20 protein-coding genes, 1 pseudogene and 1 riboswitch are annotated in these 23,049 nt (G+C 72.3%); of the genes and pseudogenes, 9 read left to right on the top strand and 12 right to left on the bottom strand.

Going from position 1 to position 23,049, the window contains the following annotated elements:
- The first annotated feature begins 77 nt into the window (after positions 1 to 77).
- Positions 78 to 965, top strand: a complete 888-nt coding sequence (locus HNQ70_RS04815) for an NAD kinase (RefSeq protein WP_183964798.1) — start codon at positions 78 to 80, stop codon at positions 963 to 965.
- Between the two features lie 11 nt (positions 966 to 976).
- Positions 977 to 2,626 (top strand): DNA repair protein RecN, encoded by a 1,650-nt coding sequence (recN, locus tag HNQ70_RS04810; protein ID WP_183964796.1) that lies wholly within the window; start codon positions 977 to 979, stop codon positions 2,624 to 2,626.
- Between the two features lie 53 nt (positions 2,627 to 2,679).
- Here recN and HNQ70_RS04805 read toward each other — a convergent pair whose 3' ends face one another.
- The 3 genes from HNQ70_RS04805 to fur form a co-directional block, all read right to left on the bottom strand.
- On the bottom strand, positions 2,680 to 3,618 hold the full coding sequence (locus HNQ70_RS04805; protein ID WP_183964794.1) for an alpha-E domain-containing protein: 939 nt from the start codon (positions 3,616 to 3,618) through the stop codon (positions 2,680 to 2,682).
- On the bottom strand, positions 3,618 to 5,108 hold the full coding sequence (locus HNQ70_RS04800) for a circularly permuted type 2 ATP-grasp protein (protein WP_221302676.1): 1,491 nt from the start codon (positions 5,106 to 5,108) through the stop codon (positions 3,618 to 3,620). Before HNQ70_RS04800 ends, HNQ70_RS04805 begins: the two co-directional genes overlap by 1 nt.
- A gap of 85 nt (positions 5,109 to 5,193) precedes the next feature.
- On the bottom strand, positions 5,194 to 5,625 hold the full coding sequence (gene fur / locus HNQ70_RS04795) for a ferric iron uptake transcriptional regulator (protein WP_183964790.1): 432 nt from the start codon (positions 5,623 to 5,625) through the stop codon (positions 5,194 to 5,196).
- A 139-nt stretch (positions 5,626 to 5,764) separates the two neighbouring features.
- Between fur and HNQ70_RS04790 the strand changes: the two genes are divergently transcribed.
- Together HNQ70_RS04790 and dapB are read left to right on the top strand one after the other, a co-directional pair.
- Positions 5,765 to 6,259: an outer membrane protein assembly factor BamE gene (locus tag HNQ70_RS04790; protein WP_183964788.1), complete on the top strand. Its 495-nt coding sequence runs from the start codon at positions 5,765 to 5,767 to the stop codon at positions 6,257 to 6,259.
- A gap of 26 nt (positions 6,260 to 6,285) precedes the next feature.
- On the top strand, positions 6,286 to 7,086 hold the full coding sequence (dapB, locus tag HNQ70_RS04785) for a 4-hydroxy-tetrahydrodipicolinate reductase (RefSeq protein ID WP_183964786.1): 801 nt from the start codon (positions 6,286 to 6,288) through the stop codon (positions 7,084 to 7,086).
- Between the two features lie 49 nt (positions 7,087 to 7,135).
- On the opposite strand, the gene HNQ70_RS04780 is transcribed toward dapB, so the two are convergent.
- Both HNQ70_RS04780 and HNQ70_RS04775 read right to left on the bottom strand, forming a co-directional pair.
- Complete coding sequence (locus HNQ70_RS04780; RefSeq protein ID WP_183964783.1) at positions 7,136 to 8,287, bottom strand: TAXI family TRAP transporter solute-binding subunit; 1,152 nt, start codon at positions 8,285 to 8,287, stop codon at positions 7,136 to 7,138.
- A 96-nt stretch (positions 8,288 to 8,383) separates the two neighbouring features.
- On the bottom strand, positions 8,384 to 9,469 hold the full coding sequence (locus HNQ70_RS04775; protein ID WP_183964781.1) for a ChaN family lipoprotein: 1,086 nt from the start codon (positions 9,467 to 9,469) through the stop codon (positions 8,384 to 8,386).
- A 65-nt stretch (positions 9,470 to 9,534) separates the two neighbouring features.
- On the opposite strand from HNQ70_RS04775, the gene HNQ70_RS20355 reads away from it, so the two are divergent.
- The 3 genes and pseudogenes from HNQ70_RS20355 to HNQ70_RS04760 all read left to right on the top strand — a co-directional run bounded on the left by HNQ70_RS20355 (position 9,535) and on the right by HNQ70_RS04760 (position 11,693).
- A complete protein-coding gene (locus HNQ70_RS20355) occupies positions 9,535 to 10,332 on the top strand; it encodes an energy transducer TonB (protein WP_343060639.1) in 798 nt (265 codons plus the stop codon).
- 3 nt (positions 10,333 to 10,335) lie between these two features.
- Positions 10,336 to 11,082: a MotA/TolQ/ExbB proton channel family protein gene (locus HNQ70_RS04765; RefSeq protein ID WP_183964778.1), complete on the top strand. Its 747-nt coding sequence runs from the start codon at positions 10,336 to 10,338 to the stop codon at positions 11,080 to 11,082.
- A 15-nt stretch (positions 11,083 to 11,097) separates the two neighbouring features.
- Positions 11,098 to 11,693: pseudogene (locus tag HNQ70_RS04760) on the top strand (ExbD/TolR family protein).
- Here HNQ70_RS04760 and HNQ70_RS04755 read toward each other — a convergent pair.
- From HNQ70_RS04755 to HNQ70_RS04725, 7 genes are all read right to left on the bottom strand, one after another.
- On the bottom strand, positions 11,593 to 13,119 hold the full coding sequence (locus HNQ70_RS04755) for a long-chain-fatty-acid--CoA ligase (protein WP_183964776.1): 1,527 nt from the start codon (positions 13,117 to 13,119) through the stop codon (positions 11,593 to 11,595). The pseudogene HNQ70_RS04760 and the gene HNQ70_RS04755 sit on opposite strands and share 101 nt — an antisense overlap.
- A gap of 97 nt (positions 13,120 to 13,216) precedes the next feature.
- Positions 13,217 to 14,551 (bottom strand): metallopeptidase TldD-related protein, encoded by a 1,335-nt coding sequence (locus HNQ70_RS04750; RefSeq protein WP_183964774.1) that lies wholly within the window; start codon positions 14,549 to 14,551, stop codon positions 13,217 to 13,219.
- The gene (locus tag HNQ70_RS04745) at positions 14,551 to 15,975 is read right to left on the bottom strand and encodes a TldD/PmbA family protein (protein WP_183965485.1); all 1,425 of its coding nucleotides are present in this window, start codon (positions 15,973 to 15,975) and stop codon (positions 14,551 to 14,553) included. The genes HNQ70_RS04750 and HNQ70_RS04745 overlap by 1 nt, the downstream gene beginning before the upstream one ends.
- 55 nt (positions 15,976 to 16,030) lie before the next feature.
- Positions 16,031 to 16,654, bottom strand: coding sequence for a ParA family protein (locus HNQ70_RS04740; protein ID WP_183964772.1), 624 nt, complete (start codon positions 16,652 to 16,654; stop codon positions 16,031 to 16,033).
- Positions 16,655 to 16,768: 114 nt separating this feature from the next.
- Positions 16,769 to 17,686 (bottom strand): helical backbone metal receptor, encoded by a 918-nt coding sequence (locus HNQ70_RS04735; protein ID WP_183964770.1) that lies wholly within the window; start codon positions 17,684 to 17,686, stop codon positions 16,769 to 16,771.
- 26 nt (positions 17,687 to 17,712) lie between these two features.
- On the bottom strand, positions 17,713 to 19,551 hold the full coding sequence (locus HNQ70_RS04730) for a TonB-dependent receptor domain-containing protein (protein WP_183964768.1): 1,839 nt from the start codon (positions 19,549 to 19,551) through the stop codon (positions 17,713 to 17,715).
- 97 nt (positions 19,552 to 19,648) lie between these two features.
- Positions 19,649 to 19,901: riboswitch (cobalamin riboswitch) on the bottom strand.
- Positions 19,902 to 19,951: 50 nt separating this feature from the next.
- Positions 19,952 to 22,318 (bottom strand): protein-disulfide reductase DsbD family protein, encoded by a 2,367-nt coding sequence (locus HNQ70_RS04725; RefSeq protein WP_343060638.1) that lies wholly within the window; start codon positions 22,316 to 22,318, stop codon positions 19,952 to 19,954.
- 101 nt (positions 22,319 to 22,419) lie between these two features.
- Between HNQ70_RS04725 and HNQ70_RS04720 the strand changes: the two genes are divergently transcribed.
- Together HNQ70_RS04720 and HNQ70_RS04715 are read left to right on the top strand one after the other, a co-directional pair.
- Complete coding sequence (locus HNQ70_RS04720; RefSeq protein ID WP_183964766.1) at positions 22,420 to 22,695, top strand: hypothetical protein; 276 nt, start codon at positions 22,420 to 22,422, stop codon at positions 22,693 to 22,695.
- Positions 22,696 to 22,698: 3 nt separating this feature from the next.
- Positions 22,699 to 23,004 carry a cell division protein ZapA gene (locus HNQ70_RS04715; RefSeq protein ID WP_183964764.1) on the top strand — a complete coding sequence of 102 codons (306 nt, stop codon included), beginning with the start codon at positions 22,699 to 22,701 and terminating at the stop codon, positions 23,002 to 23,004.
- The last annotated feature ends 45 nt before the right edge of the window (positions 23,005 to 23,049 follow it).

The following is a 23,049-nucleotide window of genomic DNA, read 5'->3' as shown; positions in this document are numbered from 1 at the left end:
CCTATTGTATTGCCCCCTCCGGCCGAAGCAAGCCGGAGAGCCGCGATGCGCATTCGAAGTATGGTGTAATCGTTCGCATGAGCATCCCGTTCCGGACCGTCGCACTGGTGGGCCGCTATCAGTCCGATGGCGTTGCGGGCACCCTGGCCGAGATCGCCGCCTTCCTGCGCGAGCGTTCCGTTTCCGTCGTCGTCGAAGAAGACACCGCGGCGGCCATCGGCCGCACCGATCTCGAGCACGCCACGGTCGACGAGATCGGCCGGCACGCCGACCTCGCCATCGCCGTCGGCGGCGACGGCACCATGCTCGGGCTGGCCCGCCACCTCGCCCGGTACGACGTGCCGCTGGTGGGCATCAACCATGGCCGGCTCGGCTTCGTCACCGACATCCCGCTGGAGCAGTGGCGCGACGCACTGGGCCCCATCCTGGAGGGGCACTACACATCCGAGGAGCGCACCCAGCTGACCATCCGGGTGCTGCGCGGCCCTGACGAGGTCTGGAACCAGGTCGCGATGAACGACGTCGTGGTCAGCCGTTCGTCACGGGCCGGAATGATCGAGCTGCAGGTGCACGTGGACGGCGTCTACATGTACAACCAGCGGGCGGATGGCCTGATCGTCGCCACGCCCACCGGATCCACGGCCTACGCGCTATCGGCCAACGGTCCCATCCTGCACCCGCGGCTGGCCGGGCTGGTGCTGGTGCCGGTCGCGCCGCAGGCGCTGTCGAACCGCCCCATCGCCCTGCCCGACGACGCCCGCATCCACATCACGGTGGTCGAGGGTCGCGAGCCCCGGGTGGCTGGCGACATGCAGGTGTTCAGCGACCTCCAGGTCGGCGACGACATCATCGTCGAGCGCGGCCCTCACCGTGCGCGCTTCCTGCATCCGCCCGGCTACAGCTTCTTCGGCACGCTGCGCAGCAAGCTGAACTGGCACGAGCTGCCGATCCTCTCCCGCAACTGAACGGGTTCCCGATGCTGCTCGCGCTGCGCCTCAGGGACTTCGTCATCGTCGACGCTCTCGACATCGAGTTCGGGCCGGGCTTCACCACGCTCACAGGCGAGACTGGCGCGGGCAAGTCCATCCTGCTCGACGCCCTGTCGCTGGCGATGGGCGGGCGCGCCGATGCCGGCGTGGTCCGCGAGGGTGCTCCGCGCGCCGACATCAGCGCCACCTTCCGCAGCAGCGAAGCGCTCGACGCCTGGCTGGCGGAGCGCGCCCTCGCAGGCGACCCGGGCTGCGTGCTGCTGCGCCGCGTGATCGACGCCGAGGGGCGCTCGCGCGCTCTCATCAACGGCAACCCGGCCACCGCGGCGCTGCTGCGCGAGCTCGGCGAGCAGCTGGTCGACATCCACGGCCAGCACGCGGCGCAATCGCTGCTGCGTGCGGATGGCCAGCGGCAGCTGCTCGACGCCTACGCCGGGCTCGCCGACGACGCGCGCGCGCTCGGCGAGGCCTGGAGCGCCTGGCGAACGCTGGCGCGCGACCTCGAAGCGACCGAGGGCGGGCAGCGCGAGCTCGCGCTCGAGCGCGACCGGCTCGCCTGGCAGGCCGGCGAGCTCGAGCGGCTGCGGCTCGCCCCCGGCGAATGGGACGCGCTCAACGAGGAGCAGAAGCGCCTTTCGCATGCCGCCTCGCTGATCGAGGGCACCCGCGGCGCCGCGGAAGCGCTTTCCGACAACGACGACGCGCTGTCGTCCAGGCTGCACCAGCTGCTGCACCGGCTGCGCCCGCTGGCGGCGATCGACGAGCGCCTGCGCGAGGCGCTCGACCTGCTCGACGGCGCGGCGATCCAGATCGACGAGGCCGCTTCGGCGCTCGCGGCCTACGCCGACCGGGTCGACCTGGACCCTGCGCGACTCGAGCAGACCGAGCAGCGCATCGGCGCAGTTTTCGAAGCCGCGCGCAGGCTGCGGCTGTCGCCTGCGGACATTCCCGCGGAACTCGAGGCAATGCAGCAGCGGCTGCAGCAGCTCGAGGCGGCGCAGGACCTGGACGCTCTGCGGGCCCGGATGCAGGCGGCGCGCAAGCATTACGACACCCTGGCCACGGCACTGTCCGCGGCCAGGCGCAAGGCGGCCACGCGCCTCTCCGAGGGCGTGTCGCAGCACCTGGCCGGCCTGGGCATGGCCGGCGGCCGGCTGCAGATCGCCTGCGAGCCGACCGACCCCTCCGCCTCCGGCATCGACCAGGTGGAGTTCCGCGTGGCCGCGCACGCCGGGGCCACGCCGCGGCCGCTGGCCAAGGTGGCCTCGGGCGGCGAGCTCTCGCGCATCGGCCTGGCAATCTCGGTGATGGCGGCGCAGGCCAACCCGGTTCCCACGCTGATTTTCGACGAGGCGGACGCCGGCGTCGGCGGGGCGGTGGCCGACGCCATCGGCGAACTGATGCGCAGGCTCGGCGACGACCGCCAGGTGCTGTGCGTCACCCACCTGCCGCAGGTGGCGGCCAAGGCGCACCAGCACTTTCGCGTCAGCAAGGAGACCGTGGGCGCGGGCGTGTGCAGCCGCATCGAGGAACTGGACCGCGGCGCCCGCGTCGAGGAACTGGCGCGGATGCTCGGCGGCGCCGGCATCACTGCCACCACGCGAAAGCACGCGCGCGAGCTGCTGGCCCAGGCCTGACGCGGGCAGCCGGCGGCGCGCCGTTCAGCGCGCGCGGCCCCCGCAGGCTTCGCTCACGTGAGCTCGAGATAGGCGGATTGCACCGCCTCGCCGAGCAGCACGTTCTCCTTCAGGAAACGTTCGAGGAACTCATAGAGGCCCAGCGACAGCGCCTCGGCGACATCGCCATGCGCAAGCCCAGCCTGAATCGTTGCCGCGAGCCGGCGGGCCGGCCGGCCGGCCTGCTTCGGAAGCTGGTCGAGCAGCGCCTCGATCTCGTCGTAGCAGAAGCGCAGCGAGCGCGGCAGCTTGGGATCGAGGATCAGCAGCTCGGCCACGCGCCGCGCGTCGATCACGTCGCGGTAGGTGTCCTGGTAGGCCTCGAAGGCTGACACCGAGCGGAGCACCGCCGCAAGGCTGTAGTAATCGGCGATGTCGTCGGCCGGGGGCGTCGGACGTACGGCGGTGTCGACAGCGCCCTGCTTCACCGACAGGATGCGCGCGGTGTTGTCGGCGCGCTCGATGATGGTGCCCAGCCGGATGAAGGCCCACGGCTGGCCGCGCAGGATGGTGCCTGAGGTCACCCCCCGGAACTGGTGGCTGCGCTCCTTGACCCAGTCGAAGAAGCCGGCGTCGACCGGCTGGCCCTCCACGCGCCTGCGCTGCTGCAACTGCAGCCAGGTGTCGTTGATCGTCTCCCACATCTCGGAGGTGATCGCGCCGCGCACCGCGCGCGCGTTCTCCCGGCTGCTCTCCAGGCAGTTGGCGATGCTCGACGGATGCGCGGCATCCCATGCCAGGAAGCGCGCAACGCCCTCCGTGGTGCGCGGCCCGCCCGCCTCATCGAAGGCCACGAGGGTGTCGGTGATGATCAGCGGCTCGATGGCGGCGCCGTCGTCCTGGGCCGAGAGCAGCGCAAGCGACTGCCCGACGTCGAGGATGCGCGCCATGTTCTCGGCACGCTCCTGGTAGCGGGACATCCAGTACAGGTGGGAAGCGACGCGCGAGAGCATCAGAACCCCTCCGCTGCGCCGCTGGCGGAAACCTGTCCCTGGCCGACCGGATCGTGCGCCAGGCCGGCCCCCTGGCCGGCCGAGGCAGCCGACCCGCCCCGCGCAGGCGCATCCAGCACCCAGGTGTCCTTGGTGCCGCCGCCCTGCGAGGAATTGACCACCAGCGAACCGCGGCGCAGCGCCACCCGCGTCAGTCCGCCGGCCACCATCCTGACCTCGCGGCCCACCAGCACGAAGGGGCGCAGGTCGATATGGCGCGGCGCGACCCCCTCGTCGACGAAGGTCGGGCAGGTCGACAGCGCAAGCGTCGGCTGTGCGATGTAGTTGCCGGGGTTGGCCACCAGCGCGCGCCTGAAGTTCTCGATCTCTGCCGCAGTGCTGGTCGGGCCGACCAGCATCCCGTAGCCGCCGGCGCCATGCACCTCCTTGACCACCAGCTCCGGCAGATGCGCGAGGACGTAGGCGAGATCTTCCGGCCGCCGACAGATCCAGGTCGGCACGTTGCGCAGCAGGGGCTCCTCGCCGAGATAGAAGCGGATCATCTCCGGCACGTAGGGATAAATGGACTTGTCGTCGGCCACGCCAGTGCCGATCGCGTTGGCGATCACCACGTTGCCCGCCCGGTAGGCCGCCATCAGCCCCGGCACGCCGAGCGTCGAGTCCGGCCGGAAGACGAGCGGATCGAGGAAGGTGTCGTCGAGCCGGCGGTAGATCACGTCGACCCGCTGCGGCCCCGAAGTGGTGCGCATCCAGACGCAGGAATCGCGCACGAACAGGTCCTGCCCCTCGACGAGTTCGATGCCCATCTGTTGCGCAAGGAAGGCATGCTCGAAGTAGGCGCTGTTGTAGCGCCCCGGGGTCAGGAGCACCACTGTGGGGCTGTCCACCTCGGTGGCTGCACGAAGAGTGTGCAGCAGCAGCGCCGGATAGTGCTCGACCGGGCGGACCTGATACCGACGGAACAGGTCGGGGAACAGGCGCATCATCGTGCGACGGTTGCTGAGCAGGTAGGACACGCCCGAGGGGACGCGCAGGTTGTCCTCGAGCACGTAGAAGGCGCCGTCCGAGTGACGGACCAGGTCGACACCCGCAATGTGCGCGTAGGTGTCGTGCGGCAGGCGCGCGCCGATCATCGCCGGCTGGTACTGGTCGTTCTCCAGCACGTCTTCGGCCGGGATCAGGCCGGCGCGCAGGATCTCGCGGCCATGATAGATGTCGGCCAGGAACCGGTTGATCGCGGTGACCCGCTGGACCAGGCCGCGTTCCAGCAGCGCCCAGTCGTCCGCCGGAATGATGCGGGGCACGACGTCCGACGGGATCAGCCGCTCCGAGCCGCCCTCTTCGCCATAGACGGTGAAGGTGATGCCCGTGCGCCGGAAGATCAGGTCGGCCTCGGCGCGCTTGGCGGCCATGGCCTCGGCGCCCATCGAGGCCAGCCATTCTCCGCAGGCGCGGTAGTGCTCGCGGCACTGGCCCGCCTCGTCGAGCATCTCGTCGTAGATGCCCTGCGGCGGTGCGATCGGGGTAAGCGGATGTGCGGTCATGCGGGGATCTCCAGCAAGCCGCGTGCCAGGTTCAAGCCCGGCGATGCTCGCAGTCGGGTTTGGTGCAGTTGCCGTAAAGCGCGAGCGCGTGATCCTGCAGTTCGAAGCCTCGTTCGCGGGCGATCTGCTGCTGGCGCTTCTCGATATCGGAGTCGAAGAACTCCTCGACCCGGCCGCACTGCAGGCAGACCAGGTGATCGTGGTGCGCGCCCTCGTTGAGCTCGAACACGGCCTTGCCGGACTCGAAGTTGCTCCGGCTGAGCAGTCCCGCCTGCTCGAACTGCGTGAGCACGCGGTACACCGTGGCCAGCCCGATGTCCTGGTTCTCGGCCAGCAGCTCTCGGTAGACGTCCTCCGCGCTCATGTGGCGGCGGACCTTGCCCGCCTGGAAGATCTCGAGGATCTTGAGCCGCGGCAGGGTGGCCTTGAGGCCGATGCTGCGGAGGTCTTGGGTCGCTGACATGCGCTTGGGCAACCTGGGGAAATTGACTGGGAACGCCCACCGGCAGCGGGGGCCCGCATCATGCGCGGATCGAGTCGCTATCATATCGGGTTTGAGAACCCCGGTCGGCATCGCTGTCGCCCCCCAGGACCACGAGCCCATGATCGCCAGCCCCCCGCAGCACCCCCGTCCCGCCCGGGCCGACCGGCCGGAAGGCAGCGCTGCTGCGCGCAATGCCGCGGGCGCAGGCCGCGCCCGGCGCGCGCTCGCCGGCGCGGCCCTCGTGCTGCTGGTCGCAGCGTCGGCGGGCTGCGCCTCGCAGCGCTCCGACCGCAGCGGCCTGTTCGAGCCGTATCGCACCGACCTTCCCCAGGGCAACTACGTCACGCGCGAGATGCTCGACCAGGTCAAGCCCGGCATGAACCGTTCGCAGGTGCGAGCTGCTCTGGGTTCGCCGCTGCTCGACAACATGTTCCGCGAAGACCGCTGGGACTACGTCTTCCGCTACCTGCACGCCAGCGGCCGCAGCGAGCAGCGTCGCGTGACCGTCCGCTTCCGCGACGACCGCGTCGACGCGATCGAGGCCGACGAACTGCCGCAGCGCGAAGATCCCACCGACCCGGCGCTGCCGGGCACCCGGGCGCCGCGACGCTAGACCGGCGCAACAGGAACGACAACACGATGATGAAGATCGCAGTGGCCGGCGCGTCCGGCCGGATGGGCAGGATGCTGGTCGAAGCGGTGCTCGAGGCGCCGGACGCCGAGCTCTCCGGCGCGCTCGACATCGCCGGCAGCCCCGCGCTCGGCCGGGACGCGGGCGAGTTCCTCGGCCGGACCACCGGCGTGCGCATCACCGATTCGCTCGACGAGGCGCTCGCGGGCGCGGACGCGCTGATCGACTTCACGCGTCCGGAGGGCACGCTGCGCCATCTGGAGGCCTGCGCCGCGCGCGGCGTGCGGATGGCGATCGGCACCACGGGCTTCGACGAGGACGGCAAGGCGGCGATCGCCCGGGCCGCGCAGCGCATCGGCATCGTGTTCGCGCCGAACATGAGCGTGGGCGTCAACGTCACCTTCAAGCTGCTGGAGACTGCCGCGCGCATCCTCGCCGAAGGCTACGACATCGAAATCATCGAAGCGCACCATCGTCACAAGGTGGACGCGCCTTCGGGCACGGCGCTCAGGATGGGTGAGGTGATCGCCGATGCGCTCGGCCGCGACCTGAAGCAGGTGGCGGTCTACGGCCGCGAAGGGGTGACCGGCGAACGGGACCCGTCCACCATCGGCTTCGCCACGGTGCGCGGCGGCGACATCGTCGGCGACCACACGGTGCTGTTCGCCGGCATCGGCGAGCGCATCGAGATCACCCACCGCTCGGCCAGCCGCGTGACGTACGCTCATGGCAGTCTGCGGGCCTGCCGCTTCCTCGCCGAGCGCGAGGCGGGACTGTTCGACATGCAGGACGTGCTCGGGCTGCGCTGACGCGCGGCCCGGCGCGCGGGCGCCCGCAGGCGCCCGCGCGACTTCGACTTCACTCGAACAGCACGTCCAGGCCGTCGGCGCGCAGCGCCGCGGCCCGCGCCTTCATCCAGGCGTCGCGGAACTGGTCCTTGTCGGACGGAGGCCTGGTCGCGATGAAGCTCTTCCAGGCGGCGGCCAGCACTGCCTGGCGCTTGAGCAGGCCCTGGTTGTGCTTGTCGGCGGCGGCGTTCCAGATGCCCGCCTCGGCCAGCGCCTTCACCGCGCCTGCGTGGTAGGGCATGCTCCACTGCAGGTTCTGGCGCTTGCCCTCGAGTCCGTCCACGCCGGCGACCGAATCCTTGTAGTCGTCGTAGTGCTTCAGCATCGCCCGGGTGAGCGCATGGATCAGGCCGGTGTCCTGCGAGGCGTAGGCCATGAAGATCGGATACGGATAGACCGAGGTCTCGACCGGCTTCTCAGGGCTGAGTTGCGGGCCGCAGGTCGCCTTGTGCGGGTAGAAGTAGGGGCCAACCTTCTTCATCCGCTCCCAGCCGGCGGTGTCGGAGGCGGGCATCGGCACCCACATCACGCCGCGCGGCGAGCTGTCGATCTCCTTGGTGAGGCCGGAGATCGTCGACGCGAAAAACAGGTCGATCTCGCCGTTGACGACGCCCTTCATCATCGCGCCATAGCTGGCGAACTCGACCGCCCTGACCTCCTTGGTCGTCCAGCCGCCGAACGCGAGGAAGGCCAGCATGCTCTGGTTGACCGCCGGCGAGCCGACCACGAAACCGGCGCGCTTGCCCTTGAGGTCGGCGGCCGTCTTGATGCCGACGTCCGCGGCAGCGCCCAGCGACTGGCCGTTGCAGCTCGACGAGGACAGGATCAGCTGCACCGCCTGCGGCCCCCAGTCGGGGTTGGCGAACTCGAACACCCCCTCCTGCGCGAAGAAGGTGCCGATGCCCATCGCCGATGCGTTCGCCCGGCCCGCCTTCAGCGGCGCCAGGCGGGCGATGTCGTTGCCGGCCGGCAGCACCCGCACGTCGGTCGAGTAGCGCTTCTTGAGCATGCCGCCGATCGCGACCGCCTGGTTGAATCCGTTCGATCCGGTGTCGTAGGCGCTCAGCGTGATGCTGGCCGGCAGCGCGGGCTCCTGGGCCGCCGCAGCACCTGCGATGAGCCCCGCGGCCAGCGCGGCAGCGATCTTCGTGTTCATCCTCATCAGGGTCTCCTCCTGTTCTTGTCCCGTTGCGGGTGGCCCAGCCTACAGCGCGAGCCGACCGCATGGAAGCCCCGGCAAGGGTCATCCCTCAGCCGGTCAGCGCATCGACCTGCGCATCGCCTCGCAGGGATCCGGACGCGGGTGGACCGGGGTGAGCACCGCCAGGTCGAAGGCCGGCAGCGGTCCGCCGGGCTCCACGAATCCGACCGAGAGCACCCGGGCGCCCGGCATGAGCCCGGCCAGGTGGCGCGGCACGCCGAGATCCGCGCGGACGTGGCCATTGCCGGCGAGCAGCACCACCGGCAATCCGCTGGCGCGATGCGCCTCGACCAGCGCGCGCGCCATCTGGGCGTCGCGGGCCACCTGCGCGGCGGCCATCGGCACGATCGCGGACTCGGGCAGCATCCCGCAGTGCCCGTCGCGGATTTCGGCAGCCATGGCAGCGCGCTCGGTCGCGCCCCAGCCGGGCGGCAGCACGCCAGCAAGCGGGTGCGGCTCGCCGCGGGCGATGCGCCGCGCCTGCTCGTTGGACAGATTGGCAGCCACCAGCGGCAGCCCGCGCCGCAGCGCGAGCTCGACGTAGGGCGCGTAGAACGGCCAGTGCCAGCCGCGCGAATCGAAGCCCGCCGCCTGTGCGATCCGCAGCGCCGGGTCGGCGGACTGCGCCACCACCGGGACGCGATCGGTGGCGGATCCCGCCGCGCCACCCGCCGCCTCCTGGGTGCGCTGCGCCTCCCGCCGCGCTTCGTCCAGCGCGGGCTGGCGGTCGGCGTCCAGCTGCTCGATCGCCAGCACGAAACGCCCCTGCCCGGAAAGCTCGCCCAGCCAGCGGGCGCGCAGCCGGTGGTGCATCGGATGGTCGTGAATCTCCCCCAGCAGCAGGACGTCCACGCCGCCCGGCGTCTCGAGGACCTTGCGCAGCGACGCTGGCAGCGGCGCGTCGTCGCGGTCGACGGGCAGGGTCGGCTGCCGGGCGTGGTTGGCGACGGGCGCATTGACGACGGGCGCGTTGGCGACGTGCGCGTTGACGACGGGCGCATTGGCGACGTGCGCGTTGGCGACGCGCGGGGCGGCGACGGCGAGCGCGGGATCGGCGCCGCGCGGACCATCGGCTGCAAGCGGCGCGCAGGCGCCGAACAGGAGGGGCGGCAGACAGCAGGCGACCACGACGAACCGGAACACGAAGCACTCCCGTGAGCTTGGCGGCCCTCCCGCGGCGGGCGCAACCGGTCCCTATAATTGCACCGATGGAGCAGCGGCGTTGGGTGGCGGCCGGCGGCAGCCTGGCACTGCACGCGGCGATGGTGGCTGCGGCGGTCACGCTGGCCGGCCAGCAGCCGGTGCGTGTTCCGGTGCGCCCGGTGGAGGTGGTGCTGATTCCCGCGCCTGAACAGCCGCGCCCGGCGGCTGCGCCAGCTTCGCCGCCCGCGTCACCACTGCCCGCCCCGCCACCGCCTGCGCCCGCACTGCCTGCGCCCAGACCTGCGCCGCCGAAACCGCCGCCGCCAAAGCCCGTTCCCAGGCCCGCCCCGGCGCCGAAGGCGCCGGCGCCAAGACCCATTCCCGACCAGGTCCCGGCCGCACCGGCTGTCGATGCGCCTGGAACACCGAAAGCGCCTGCCGTGGACACGACGCCTGCGCCCGGCCAGCCCGCGGCAGGTCCAAGCCCAGGCCCCGCTGCCGCAGCCCCGAACGCGCCCGCCGCGCCGGCGGCGCCTTCGCCCGCACCCCCCGCAGCGCCCTCCGCAGGGCCCCAGCGCGCCGGCCCCCGGCTGGACGCCAGCTGGTCTGGCAACGCCCCGCCGCCCTATCCCGCAATGGCGCGCAGGATGGGCGACCAGGGCGAGGTGAGGCTGGACATCCACGTCGGCGCCGACGGCAGCGTGCTCGAGGTGCGGCTGCGCAAGTCCAGCGGATCGCAGCTGCTGGACCGCACAGCGATCGACACTGTGAAAAAATGGCGCTTCCGTCCGGCCACGGTCGATGGCAGGCCGGTGCCCGAGTGGTACCAGGACTGGAAATGGGTCTTCAAGCTGGAGAACTGAACGATGGATGAACGCGCGCTCGGCCTGATGCATTTCTGGGAGGCGGGTGACGCGGTCACGCACGGCACCGCCTGGCTGCTGCTGGCCATGTCGGTGCTCAGCTGGTACTTCATCCTGTCGAAGGCCTGGAGCGCCTGGCGGCTGCGCAAGGGCGCGCGCGCCGCGCTCGAACGGTTCTGGGAGGCGCGCACCCTGGACGAGGCGATCGCCACGCTGAAGCCGGCCGATCCGGAGGCGGTGTTCTTCCCCCTGGCCGAGCGGGCCAGGCAGGCCGCCAGCGTGCAGCCGGCGGCCTCGCTGGCCGCCTCGATCGACCGCACCGAGCTGGTCACGCGCTCGCTGCGCCAGGAGATCAACCAGGTCTCTAGTCGCCTGGAGAGCGGGCTCACCCTGCTCGCTTCGGTGGGCAGCACCGCGCCCTTCGTGGGTCTGCTCGGCACCGTCTGGGGGATCTACCACGCGCTGCTCGCGATCGCCGGCGACGGTCAGGTGCAGATCGACCGGGTCGCCGGCCCGGTCGGCGAGGCGCTGATCATGACTGCGGCGGGCCTGGCGGTCGCAATTCCGGCGGTGCTCGCCTACAACGCCTTCACGCGGGTCAACCGGCTGACGCTGGCCGAGCTCGACGGCTTCGCGCATGACCTGCTCGCACTGGTCACCACCGGCCGGCGGATGGGCGACGGCGGCGCCGACAGCCTGCGCACCGGCGTGGTCCCGCCGGGCAAGCCCACCCAGACCGTCGGCAACTGAGCGGGGGACGACACCATGGCCTTCGGAGGATTCGACCAGCGCGGCAGCGGCCAGCCGATGGCCGAGATCAACACCACGCCGCTGGTGGACGTGATGCTGGTGCTGCTGGTGATCTTCATCATCACCGCGCCGCTGCTGACCAACGCCATCCGGCTCGACCTGCCGAAGGCGGACGCGCCCGCCAGCACCGAGAAGCCCGGCACCGTGACGCTGTCGATCGATGCCTCGGATGCGCTGTTCTGGGACGGCGAGCCGGTGGCCGACCTGCAGGCGCTCGCCATGCGGCTTGCCGAGGCGGCGCAGCGCAAGCCCCAGCCGGAGCTGCATCTGCGCGCCGACCGCGACACCCGCTACCAGCGCATCGCGGAGGTGATGGGCAGCGCCCAGCGGGCGGGCATCGGGAAGATCGGCTTCGTGACCGAGCCGGCTCAGCGACGCTAGGCCGCCGCAGGCCGAACCCGCCGGCCACAGCGGGACGCATCCGCGCCGCGCGGGCGGGTCCGCCGGCGGCTACTTCCCGCCGTAGGACTGCCGCAGCGTCGGCTTGTGCACCTTGCCCGAGGCCGTGCGCGGCAGCGCCTCGACGAACTCCACGTAGCGCGGCAGCTTGAAGCGCGCGAGGTTCTCGCGGCAGTGGTCGAGGATCTGCTCCTCGGTGAGCGCCTGCCCGGGCTTGACCGCGACGATCGCCTTGCCCACCTCCCCCCAGCGCTCGTCCGGCACGCCGATGATCGCCGCCTCGGCCAACTGCGGGATCTGGTAGAGCACGCTCTCCACCTCGGCCGGATAGACGTTCTCGCCGCCGGAGATGTACATGTCCTTGGTGCGGTCGACGATGTAGTAGTAGCCCTCTTCGTCGACCCGGGCCGCGTCGCCGGTGTGCAGCCAGCCGTCGGTGAACGAGGCCTTGTTGGCCTCGGGCCGGTTCCAGTAGCCGGGAGTGACGTTGGGGCCGCGCACCCAGAGCTCGCCCATCTCGCCGGGCGCAACGTCGCGGCCCTGCTCGTCGACGATCCGCGTTTCGGTGTGCAGCACGGGCTTGCCGGCCGAGCCCACCTTGCGCACCGCGTCGCGCCGGTCGAGGCACAGCACGCTGGGGCTGGTCTCGGTCATCCCGTAGCCCTGGATCACCGGCACGCCGCGGGCCTGCCAGGCCTGCAGCAGCGGCACCGGCATCGGCGCGCCGCCGACGCCCGCCACGCGCAGCTGCGACAGGTCGGTGCGATCGAAGTCCGGATGCTGGAGCAGGAACTGGAAGTGCGCCGGCACCCCGAAGAAGTGGGTGAGCCCGAGCGCGGGGTCGGCGATCATCCGCAGGGCCTCGCCGGGTTCGAAGGCGCGCTGCACGATCACCTGGCCACCGGCATGGAACACCGGGTTGGAATAGCAGTTCAACCCGCCGGTGTGGAACAGCGGCAGCACCGCGAGGAACACGGTGTTGTAGCCGATCTCCGCGGGCATGCCCAGGTTGACCACGTTCCAGAAGGTCATCCCGTGGGTGATCATCGCGCCCTTGGGATGACCGGTGGTCCCCGAGGTGTACATGATGGTGGAGACGTCGTCGTGCGTGACGGGCTCGCAGGCCTCGGCGGCCAGCGGCTCGACCGAAGCCAGCGCGCGTTCGTAGTCGCTGGCTGCGCCGCCGCGGGCCAGCAGCGCAAGCCCCTGGACGGACTGCGCCAGCGCGTGCGCGGCCTCGGCGAACTCGGGGTCGTGGATCAGCACGCGCGGCGCGGCGTCGCCCACGATGAAGCGCAGCTCGGGCACGGTGAGCCGCCAGTTGAGCGGGACGAAAATGGCGCCCAGCCGCTGACAGGCGAACTGCAGCTCGAAATAGTCGGTGCAGTTCTGCGCCAGGATCGCCGCGCGATCGCCTCGCGCGACGCCCGCCTCGCGCAGCCAGGCCGCCAGCCGCGCGACGCGGCGGTCGAGCTCGCGATAGCTCAGCCGCCGGTTCTCGTGCAGGTCGACGGCGGCGCTGTCGTCTCCGGCGTTGCGGGCATGATGCGCGATCCAGTCATAGGCGCGAACGGACACGGTCTGTCTCCTCTTCTGTTCTCATGAGCGTGTGCGGGGAGTCTATCGGAGCGCGAGTCCGGCCAGGCCGAGGGCGGCGGGCCCCGGTTCCATTGCGCTACAAGGTCAGCGCCAGCCCCGACAGCAGCGCGCCCGGCGCGGTGATTGAACCGGAGCGCCGGCCCTCGTAGCTGTCGGTGTCCGGGATCGGCACTGCCTCCGACGTCAGGTCCTCGAGCGCTTCGCCCAGCATCCGGTAGACGCTGTCGTCGAAGCGCATCGGTGCGATCGGCGCCACCGCTACGCCGTCCTCCACCCAGAAGCTCGCGAAGCGGGTCATTCCGGTGATCCGGCAGGCCTCGCGGTCAGAGAAGTTCAGGTACCAGAGATTGCCGATCGCCACGCCGGTGCCAAGCCGCGCCAGCGCCTGCGCGCCCGGCAGCCCGCCGCCGGCCATCGACAGCGCCTCGGGGCACTCGGCGTCCGCCGCGCCGTTGTCGTCCAGGCCGAACTCGCGGCCGCTGCGCGGCGACACCAGCCAGCCGTCGAAGCGTCCGCCGTCCACCAGCGCCGCGCGCGCGGGGCGGGTGAAGCCGTCGGCCTGGAAGCGCGGCGCCCGGGCCTGCGCGAGGTCCTCGGCAATGCGCACCCGCGCATCCAGCGCCGCAGCGCCCGAGCGCAGCCGCGCGAGCGACGCATGGCCGCTGCGATGCGCCCGCGCCGAGAAGCCGTCCCAGGCCAGCAGCCCGAGCAGCTCGGCCACCGCGGCGGGCGCCAGGTAGCTGCGATGGCTGCCGGGAGCGAGTTGCAGCGCGGGCCGGCGCAGCAGCGCCGCCTGGGCCCGCGCGTCGCGCACCGAGCCGGCCACGCGCTGGGCCGACCAGTCACCGCCGGCCAGCGTGGCTTTCACCGCCTGCCCTTCGCCCACGTGGATCGAATGATCGAAGAACCAGGCATCGGCCTCGTGCCAGTGCGCATGCCCGAGGCTGCTGGCGAAGCCGCGCGCCAGCGGGCCGCTGGCATGGAAGCCGACCAGGTCCGCGTCGCCGGCGGCCGCGCGCACCGCGTCGACCGCTTCGTCGGCGCCCGGCAGCAGCGCGCGCTCGAGCGCAAGGCTGGCCGAAGGCACCGGCGAGAAGCAGAGCCAGGGGTCCGGGCCGCTGCGGCCGATCGCTGCGCGCAGCCAATCGAAGCCCGCAGCGACGCGCGCCCGGTCCTCGGCGGCCACGCCGCAGAGGGTGAGCGTGCGCCGCGCCTGGCGGTCGCCGGCGATCAGCCGCAGTTCGAGCGTGGCCCGCTCCACTGTGCCGCACTGGCGCACCCGCCCCCGGTTGAAGCGGACGAAGTCGGAGCGCTCCGCGGCGAGCCAGCCGGCGCTGGTCTCTCCCGGGCGCGCCGCCGCGCGCACCGCGTCCAGCGCCGGCAGGTATTGATCCCTGAGGCCCGCCGCCATCAGCCCTCCGCGCCGAACACTTCGACCCCGTCGAACAGACAGGCCGGCGCTGAGTGCCCCACGCGGACGATCTGCCCCGGTTCGCCCTTCCCGCAATACGGCGTGCCCATCACCTCGAAGCTGTCGCGGTCGCCGACCCGAGACAGGCTGCGCCAGAAGGTCGCCGACACGCCGCGGTAGTTGGGATTGCGCACCGCCGCGCCCAGCCGGCCGTCCTCGATCAGCTGGCCCCATTCGCAGCCGAACTGGAACTTGTTGCGCGAGTCGTCGATCGACCAGGACGCGTTGGTGCGCATCAGCACGCCCCGCTCCACGCCGGCGATCATCTCCGCCAGCGGCGTGTCGCCCGGCTCGACGTCGAGGTTGGCCATCCGGTCGATCGGCGCGCGATGCCAGCCGCTGGCGCGCGCGGTGCCGGCCGCGTCGAGCGCGAAACCCTCGGCGCGCGCGCGGGCCTGCGACAGCGCGCCACCCAGCGGACGCAGCAGCAGGCCGTGCTCGATCAGCATCACGCGGCGCGCCTGCATGCCCTCGTCGTCGGCCGCGCAGCCGGCGAATGAAGACTCGCGGGCGGGATCGACGCTGACGTTCAGCAGCTCCGAGCCGTAGCGATAGCTGCCGAACATCGCGGGCGTCACGAAGCTGCCGCCGGCGAAATTGCGCTCGTCGCCCAGGATGCGGTCCAGCTCCAGCGGATGGCCGATCGACTCGTGGATCTGCAGCATCATCTGGTCAGGCATCAGCAGCAGCGACATGCGGCCCGACGGGCAGTTGGGCGCCGCGAGCAGCTGCAGCGCCTCGTCGCCCACACGCCGGCCGCCGCCCGGCAGACCGGAGCTGCGGATCACCTCGAAGCCGCCCTGCTGGCAGAAACCGTTGTAGTGGCCGGCCAGCGTGCGGGTCTGCGCGCGCCCGCTGCTGGCCGCGGTGGCCTCCAGGTTCGGCTCGACGTGCATGGACTCCTGCTCGGCCACGAGGCTGCCGTCGAAGTGCAGGCGGTGGCGGCTGCGGGCGATGCGCAGCGTCGCGCACCAGTGGACGATGCGCTCGTCGCAGCGCAGGGCCGCAGCCTCGTCATGCAGCAGCGCGGCCAGGTCCCCGTCCGGCGGCAGCGGCTCGTAGCCCGGCGGCGCGCGGCGCAGGCCGGCCGCCTCCGGACGCGGCAGGGGGATGCCGTCGAGCAGCCCGGAGCGCGCCGAGACGCGCGCCCATTCGACCGCCCGGTCGGTCGCCGCCTGCAGGCTTGCGGCGCGCAGGTCGGCGGTGGCGCAGTAGCCGGTGCCGCCCGGCAGCCACGCGGTGACCATCGCGCCGCAGTCCACGACCGAGGCCAGCGGCTGGAGCACGCCGCGCAGCACGCTCAGCGTGCGCGACTCCTCCTCGACGAGGCGAACCGACAGGGCGACACCCGGCGGCGCGCGCAGCGCGGCGACGGCGGCATCGAAACCGGCGAGGGAGTTCGGCAAGTCCGGGGATTCCTCAGAGCCAGCGCAGCAGCGGCTCCCAGCTCTGGAGGTCGCGCTCCACGCGCTGCGGCGGCAGGTCGAACAGGGTCAGGCCGTGGGCCGTGAGCTGGACGTAGTTCTGCGTGTCGCGCAAGGTGGCGACCACCGGCAGGCCGAGCCCAGCCAGGAAGCGTTCGAGCTCCTCCGCTGCACGCGTGCGCGCGTCGACCCGCATGCCGACCACCCCGACCCTGCCATGCAGCCGGGCGCGGCCGCGCAGCGCGCGCTCGAGTTCCCGCAGGAAGCGCTGCATCGCGAGCACGTCGAGCATCGAGGGCTGCATCGGCAGCAGCACCCGGTCGGCCAGCTTCAGGACTTCGGCAAGACGGCTTGCCTCGATCTGCGCCGGCGTGTCCAGCACCACGTGGGTGACTCCGGCCGGCGGCCTGCGCAGGCCGCCCTCGCCGGCCTCGTCCCAGCCCTCGATCGGAGCGAGGCCTTCGGGACGCAGCGAGAGCCAGTCGCGCGAGGACTGCTGCCGGTCGAGGTCGCCGAGCATGGTGCGATGACCCTGGGCAGCGAAGGCCCCGGCGAGGTTGGTGGCCAGCGTCGTCTTGCCGACGCCTCCCTTCGGGTTCACGACCGCGACGACGGGCATCCGGAGGCTCCTGCTTGTGAAGCGCCGGCGCCACGCGGCCGGCGGAAGGCCCCTTGGCGGGACCGGCTCCGGGGCGAACGGTCCCGTCACGGAACCGGCCCTGGAGCGGGAATTTTACCTGCCGGCCGCCGGCGGCAGACCGGACCGGGTCGCCTCGACCGCCTCGCACAATAGTTTCATCGGCGCGAGCATCCGCGGCGTGGGGCGCTGGATCGCCCCGCTCAGCTGAACGAAGCCGGCCGGGCCATCGGGCGCCAGCAGGCCGAGCCGGGTCCAGGTGTCGCGCGCAGCTTCGGCCCGCTCGCCGCCGAAGGCCACGACCAGGCGCGGCGCCAGACGCAGCACCGCCTCGGCGCCGACCTGCGGCGCCGCCATCCGCTCGGCGCCGAACACATTGCGCGCGCCGCAGGTGCGCAGCACGTCGGCAAAGCTGTCGCGGTCGGACAGCGTGATCAGCGGCCGGGCCCAGACCTGGACGAACACCGGCACCAGTGCGCCTGCGGCATGACGCGCGCGCAGCGCGGCCACCGCCTGCCGGAAACTGCGCGCCTCGTCGCGGCCGCGCCGCGGGTCGTCGCCCAGCAGCGCGAAGCGCTCGAGCGTGCCGGCCACGTCATCGAGTCCCTTGGGCTCGGAGACGAAGACCCGCACCCCGAAGCCCTCGAGGCGATCGACGAGATCCCGCCCGACGGCTGCCCCCCATAGCACCACCAGGTCGGGGCGCATCGCCAGCAGCCGCTCCGGATCCGGACGGGGATGGGCGGCAAGCCGTGGCAGCGCGCGCACCTCGGCGGGGAAGTCGCTGCTGCGGTCCACCGCGACCACCCTCGGCCCGGCGCCGGCCGCGAACAGCAGCTCGGTGGCATGCGGCGCCATCGAGACGATCCGCTGCGGCGGGCCGGCCAGCGCCACGCTGCGCCCCCAGTCGTCGACCAGGCGCAGCGCGGGTGGCTTCGGCGCAGGGGCGGCGGCTGCGCCACCGGCATCCGCCCGCACGGAGCCCCCGGCCGCGACTGCCGCAGCCAGCAGCATCCGGGCAAGACAATGCCGCATCCGCGTCAGCGCGGCCGCCAGTTGAAGCCCACCAGCAGCGTGCGCGGCTGCGAGGCGTAGCCCCAGGCGGTCTCGTAGGCGCGGTCGCCGACGTTGTCCAGCCGCGCGAACAGATCCAGCTCCTGCGACAGCCGGTAGCCGGCCGTCAGCGCCAGCAGGCCATAGCCGGCCATCGCCTCGTCGTTGCTGTCGCGGCGCCGTCCCTGCGCCACCAGCTCCGCACCCAGGCGGAGTGCGCCGGGCTGCCAGTCGATCCCGAGGCTGGCGTGACGCTTGGCACGCCGCGCCAGCTGCCCGGAGACGAGGTCGCCGCCGACCGGGTCGAAGCGCTCGCCGCGCGGATTCTGCAAGGTCGCAGCGCCGCGCAGCGTCCATGCGCCGATCCGGTGGCGCCCTTCGAGCGTGAGCCCGTCGACCCGCGCGGAATCGATGTTGCGCGGCGTCCAGGTCGCGTCGAGCTCGATCGCATCGTCGATGCGGCTCGAGAACGCGGTGGCCTTGAACAGCGTCGGGCCCGCGCGGTACTCGAGCGCCAGTTCGCCGCCGCGCGAACGCTCGGGCCGCAGGTCCGGGTTCGACCCGAAGGGGTTGTAGAGGTCGTCGAAGGTCGGCGCCCGGAACGCGCTGGCCCAGGACGCCCGGGCCAGCCACTGCGGCGTCAGCCGATAGCCCCAGGCGACGGTGCCCGAGGTCTCGCTGCCCGCGGTCTCGATCCGGTCTCGGCGCAGCTGCAGGCGCAGCAGGTGACGGTCGATGCCAAGCTCGTAGCCGGCGAACACCGAATCGGTGCGCCGCGAATCGCGCAGGTAGGCGTAGGGCCCCGTCGTCAGCCCCTCGCCCTCGATGGTCTGGCGCAGCTGCTCGGCGCCCAGCAGCAGGCTGCCCACGGGCAGCGCGATCGAGTTCTGCCAGGTCAGCGTGGTCGACGCGGTGCGCGGCGAATACGAGAAGGCGTCGTAGTCGTAGTCGATCCGCGTCTGGCCCAGCCGCAGCTCGGTCTGCCAGCGCTCGGACGGACGCCCGCGCAGAAAGGTGCTCAGCGCGGAGGTGCGGTACTCGAAGCGGGCACTGTCGGGCGTCGACCAGGCGTCGTCGTAGCGCGCATGGCCGTCACTGACCAGCAGGCTGGCGCCGGCCTCCCAGCCATGGCCGAAGGAATGAGACAGCGAGCCGGTCAGGCTGCGGCGGCCGTTGCCGTCGCGGTCCTGCTGGTAGCTGCCGCTGTAGGGAAAGGTCACGTCCCAGCCGCCGGTGCGGTCGACCGAGGCCGCCAGCGAATAGCGGGTGGCGCCGCTCGCGCCGGACACGCCCGCCTGCAGCTGCGCGGTGCCGCGGCTGCCCGCCGCGGCCGACACGAAGGGACGCGGCGCGCCGGACCCCTGCCGCGTGAAGATCTGGATGACACCGCCCATCGCGCCGGAGCCGTACAGCGAGGACATCGGACCGCGGACGATCTCGATGCGATCGATCGCCGCCAGCGGCAGAGTCTCGAGGTTGGCGGTGGCCGAGGTCGGATTCTCGAGCCGCACGCCATCGACCAGGATCACGGTCTGCGAGGTCTTGGTGCCGCGCACGAACACTCCGGCCAGGCCCGCGCTGCCGCCGTTGTGCGAGATCTCGACGCCGCCGAGCGCGCGCAGCAGCTCGGGAACGCTGGCCGCGCCGGCCCGCGCGATCTCGTCGGCCTCGATCGTGGTGACGTCGGCCAGTGACTCGGACACCGGCCGCTCACTGCGGGTCGCGGTGACCACCACCTGGTCGAGGGATTGCGGCTGCGCGTACGCAGCCAGCACCGGAGCCAGCGTCAGCAGGGACGCGGCCAGAAACTGCCTTGAGGAACACATGGAAGAAATACCCTTCGCGCATCCTTGGGATGCGCACCGCCCCGAGCCCGCCGCTCGGCGCCGTGGATGGAAACGGACTCGCGCGCCACAGCGGACGTCGAGCCCAACCCTTCCGGCCGGTATCCGGGCTGGCAGGCCCGGCCGCACCGCCTTCCCGGGCGCCGGCGGGTGCCGGCGTTCCAGTGGCGTTGGCGCGACCAGCGCTGGGCCTGAAGGCCCGGCGCGCCTGCTTACCGTTGCGGGGGCAGCACAGGTTGGCTTGAACCGCCTGCGAGGCGGCTTCGCTCCCTGTTTCCCGTTTAACCGCGCGCTGCGACTGCTCGCACGGCACCGAAAGCGGGGCGAATTATACGTCCGGCGCGCGGGGCTCCGGAAACCTTACAGGGCGCTCATGGGGCGCTCATTCGATCGACGCGAGCGCGGCGAGCACCAGCCCGGAAGTGAGGATCTCCGGCAGGATGCGCGGCTGCGATTCGCCGGGCAGGTACAGCAGGTAGAGCGGCACGCCGTTGCGGCCATGGGCGGCCAGCGCCTCTGTGATCAGCGGGTCGCGCTGCGTCCAGTCCGCGCGCAGCGTCGCCACGTTGCGCCGCGCGAACGCACCGGCCACCGGGTCGCGTTCGAGCACCAGCTTCTTGTTGACCTGGCAGCTCACGCACCACGCCGCGGTGAAGTCGACGAACACCGGCCTGCCTGCGGCCCGCGCCTGCTGGACCGCTGCCTCGCTCCAGACACCCCAGGCGACCGGCAACGCGCCGGACGTGCCGGACGTGCCGGACGTGCCGGACGTGCCGGACGTGCCGGACGTGCCGGATGCGCCCGCGGTGCCGGACGCTCCGGCCGCACCCGCGGTGCCGGACGCTGCGCCGGCCCCCGGCGAGCGCTCGGCGCCGCCAGCGGGGGCGAGCCCCGCGTCGGCCGCCGGCATCGCCAGCCATAGCCCGCAGGCCAGCGACGCAAGCGCAAGCGCCCCGGCCAGCAGGCGATGGCTGCCTGCGGAAGCCTGCACGAAGCGCCCATAGAGCCAGGCCGCCAGCGCGACCAGCACTGCACCGAGCGCCAGCGCGAGCACCGCATCCACGCCGGCCTGCAGGCCGAGCACCCAGGCCAGCCACGCAACGGTGGCGAACATCGGGAAGGCCAGCAGCTGGCGGAAGCTCTCCATCCAGCGCCCCGGGCGCGGCAGCCAGCCCAGCGCCCGCGGGAAGAAGCCCAGGATCACATAGGGCAGCGCCATGCCGAGCGCAAGCGCGGCAAACACCACGAACACCTCGACAGCCGGGCGCCCCAGCGTGTAGCCCAGCGCCGACCCCATGAAGGGCGCGGTGCAGGGCGTGGCGACCAGCACCGCGAGCACCCCGGCGCCGAAGGAGCCCGCCAGCCCGCCGCGACCGGCCACCGCCGCCTCGGCGCCGCCGAGCCGGGTCAGCCGCAGGCCGAACTCGAAGACGCCTGCGAAGTTCAAGCCGATGAGGACGAACAGCAGCGCCATCGCAGCGACGAACGCAGGCGACTGCAGCTGGAAGCCCCAGCCCACCGCCTGTCCCGCCCCGCGCAGCACCAGCAGCAGCGCCGCCAGCACCCAGAACGAGGCGAGCACGCCGGCGGCGAACGCAAGCGCACCGCGGCGGGCCTCGCCGCCGCCTGCGCCTGCGCCCCCGTGGCCGGCGAAACCCAGCACCTTCAGGCCGATCACCGGGAACACGCAGGGCATCAGGTTCAGGATCAGCCCGCCAAGCACCCCGAACAGTGCCGCCATCGCCAGCGTCAGGCCGCCGCCCGGCGCCGCAACCGCGCCGGGCGCCGGGGCGGAGCTGCCACCGCCGACCCCCTCGAGGAAGCGCGATGCCGCGCCCCCTTGCGGCGCGCCGCGCGACTCGTCCCTGCCCTCGGCGGTCGCCACCAGCACCCCGCCCGCGCCCGCTTCGCCGGGACCCGCCACCACCTCGTAATGGCGGCCGTCGACCCTCATCACGCCCACCGGCCCGGCGAGGAATCCGCCCTTGTCCAGCGCGGCGCGATCCACCCCCTCGGCCAGCGCCAGCTCGAGCCGCCATCTACCGGGCGTGTCCTGAGCGCCCGATGCGCCCGGCGTGTCCAGGCGGAACAGGCGCTGCGGTGCCGGCGCCGAAACCAGCGCCGGCGCATACGGAAAAAACTCCGCCGTCTGCACGCCTGCGAGGCCGAAGGCCAACGAGGCTCGCCCGCCATCGCCCAGCCCGACCCGGACCGGCAGCGCTTCGCGCGGGCCGGCCGCCATCGCCGCCTCGAAAAGAGCAGCCTGCGGCGAAGGCGCCGCCGTGGGTGCGACCCGCAGCGGCAGCGCCAGCTCGGCCTCGCCGGGAATGCAGACGTCGCGGCACATCAGCCACTGCGCCCGGGCGGTGATCCGCACCTCGCCCGGCGCGGCGCCGGCGGGCACGCGGACCGGCACCGGCAGCAGGACCTCGTCCTCGTAACCGTAGTTGGCCAGCGGCCCGATGAAGATGCGCTTCGGCGCCGGCCAGGCGATCTCGCCGGCGGACCAGCCCGCGGGCAGAGCGAGCTCCAGCTGTGTCGGCAGGCCGGAGTCGCCAGGGTTGCGCCAGTAGCTGTGCCAGTGGGGGTCGTGCCGCAGCCTCAGCCCCAGCATCAGCGTGCCGCCAGGCACCGCAGCGTCGCTCGCCGCGACCAGTTCGGCCTCGACCGCATCGACCCGCACCGGCTGCGCCACGGCGCCGGAGACCGCCAGCCAGCAGGCCAGCAGCAACATGAGGAGCTTGTTCACGGGCGGGATGCTAACCGAATCGGCAAGCCTTGACGGGCGCGCGGGCATTGCGCGGGCATTGTCAACTTGACCCACCGGGGGCGCATCCATACCATCGCCTGATGGATCAGGAACTCGATACGCTCGCCGAGCGCACCCGCGAGCTCTTGGCGCTCGTGCGCCGGCTCGCAGAAGACAACGAACGGCTGCGCTCGGACAAGGCGCAGTTGCACGCCGACCAGGCACAGCTTCGCGCCGAACTCGCGGCCTCGATGGACGCCCGGGGCGCGCTGTACGGCCGCATGGCCCAGGCCCGCGCGAAGGTAGAAACCGCCCTGTCGAGGCTCCCGACCCCCGGGGCCGAGACGCAGGACGAGGCCCAGGACGGAGAGCACTGAGCGATGGAACAGATCGACGTCCGCATCCTCGACCGCGAATACCGGCTCGCGGTGAGCCCAGACCAGCGCGAGCGACTGCTCGAGGCAGTCTCCATGGTGGACGGGCGCATGCGCGCCCTGCGCGATTCCGGCCGCGTCGCCGGCATCGACCGCATCGCCGTGATGGCCGCGCTGCAGCTGGCCAACGAACTGCTCGGCGCCCCGGCGGCCGGCGCTGGCACCACCACCACCGGCGACATCATCCGCCGCATCCGCAGCATCAAGGAAGAAATCGACGCGGAGATCGAGCGTCAGGAACGCCTGTTCTAGATCCTCGGAATGCCCGGGCGCACGCGCGGGCCGCGGTACAATGGC

It is taken from the genome of Quisquiliibacterium transsilvanicum, assembly GCF_014202215.1.
Taxonomy (GTDB): Bacteria; Pseudomonadota; Gammaproteobacteria; order Burkholderiales; family Burkholderiaceae_E; genus Quisquiliibacterium; species Quisquiliibacterium transsilvanicum.
The sequence above is the reverse complement of the archived record's forward strand: the minus strand, read 5'-3'. Positions and strand labels throughout refer to the sequence as shown.

Excerpts from the sequence above, each read along its gene's own strand:
- dapB (WP_183964786.1), top strand. The coding sequence starts at position 6,286 with ATGATGAAGATCGCAGTGGCCGGCGCGTCCGGCCGGATGGGCAGGATG.
- HNQ70_RS04790 (WP_183964788.1), top strand. The coding sequence starts at position 5,765 with ATGATCGCCAGCCCCCCGCAGCACCCCCGTCCCGCCCGGGCCGACCGG.
- HNQ70_RS20355 (WP_343060639.1), top strand. The coding sequence starts at position 9,535 with ATGGAGCAGCGGCGTTGGGTGGCGGCCGGCGGCAGCCTGGCACTGCAC.
- HNQ70_RS04800 (WP_221302676.1), bottom strand. The coding sequence starts at position 5,108 with ATGCTCGACGAGGCGGGCCAGTGCCGCGAGCACTACCGCGCCTGCGGA.
- recN (WP_183964796.1), top strand. The coding sequence starts at position 977 with ATGCTGCTCGCGCTGCGCCTCAGGGACTTCGTCATCGTCGACGCTCTC.
- HNQ70_RS04730 (WP_183964768.1), bottom strand. The coding sequence starts at position 19,551 with ATGTGTTCCTCAAGGCAGTTTCTGGCCGCGTCCCTGCTGACGCTGGCT.
- HNQ70_RS04765 (WP_183964778.1), top strand. The coding sequence starts at position 10,336 with ATGGATGAACGCGCGCTCGGCCTGATGCATTTCTGGGAGGCGGGTGAC.
- HNQ70_RS04750 (WP_183964774.1), bottom strand. The coding sequence starts at position 14,551 with ATGGCGGCGGGCCTCAGGGATCAATACCTGCCGGCGCTGGACGCGGTG.
- HNQ70_RS04740 (WP_183964772.1), bottom strand. The coding sequence starts at position 16,654 with ATGCCCGTCGTCGCGGTCGTGAACCCGAAGGGAGGCGTCGGCAAGACG.
- HNQ70_RS04720 (WP_183964766.1), top strand. The coding sequence starts at position 22,420 with ATGGATCAGGAACTCGATACGCTCGCCGAGCGCACCCGCGAGCTCTTG.
- HNQ70_RS04815 (WP_183964798.1), top strand. The coding sequence starts at position 78 with ATGAGCATCCCGTTCCGGACCGTCGCACTGGTGGGCCGCTATCAGTCC.
- HNQ70_RS04780 (WP_183964783.1), bottom strand. The coding sequence starts at position 8,287 with ATGAGGATGAACACGAAGATCGCTGCCGCGCTGGCCGCGGGGCTCATC.
- fur (WP_183964790.1), bottom strand. The coding sequence starts at position 5,625 with ATGTCAGCGACCCAAGACCTCCGCAGCATCGGCCTCAAGGCCACCCTG.
- HNQ70_RS04805 (WP_183964794.1), bottom strand. The coding sequence starts at position 3,618 with ATGCTCTCGCGCGTCGCTTCCCACCTGTACTGGATGTCCCGCTACCAG.
- HNQ70_RS04715 (WP_183964764.1), top strand. The coding sequence starts at position 22,699 with ATGGAACAGATCGACGTCCGCATCCTCGACCGCGAATACCGGCTCGCG.
- HNQ70_RS04735 (WP_183964770.1), bottom strand. The coding sequence starts at position 17,686 with ATGCTGCTGGCTGCGGCAGTCGCGGCCGGGGGCTCCGTGCGGGCGGAT.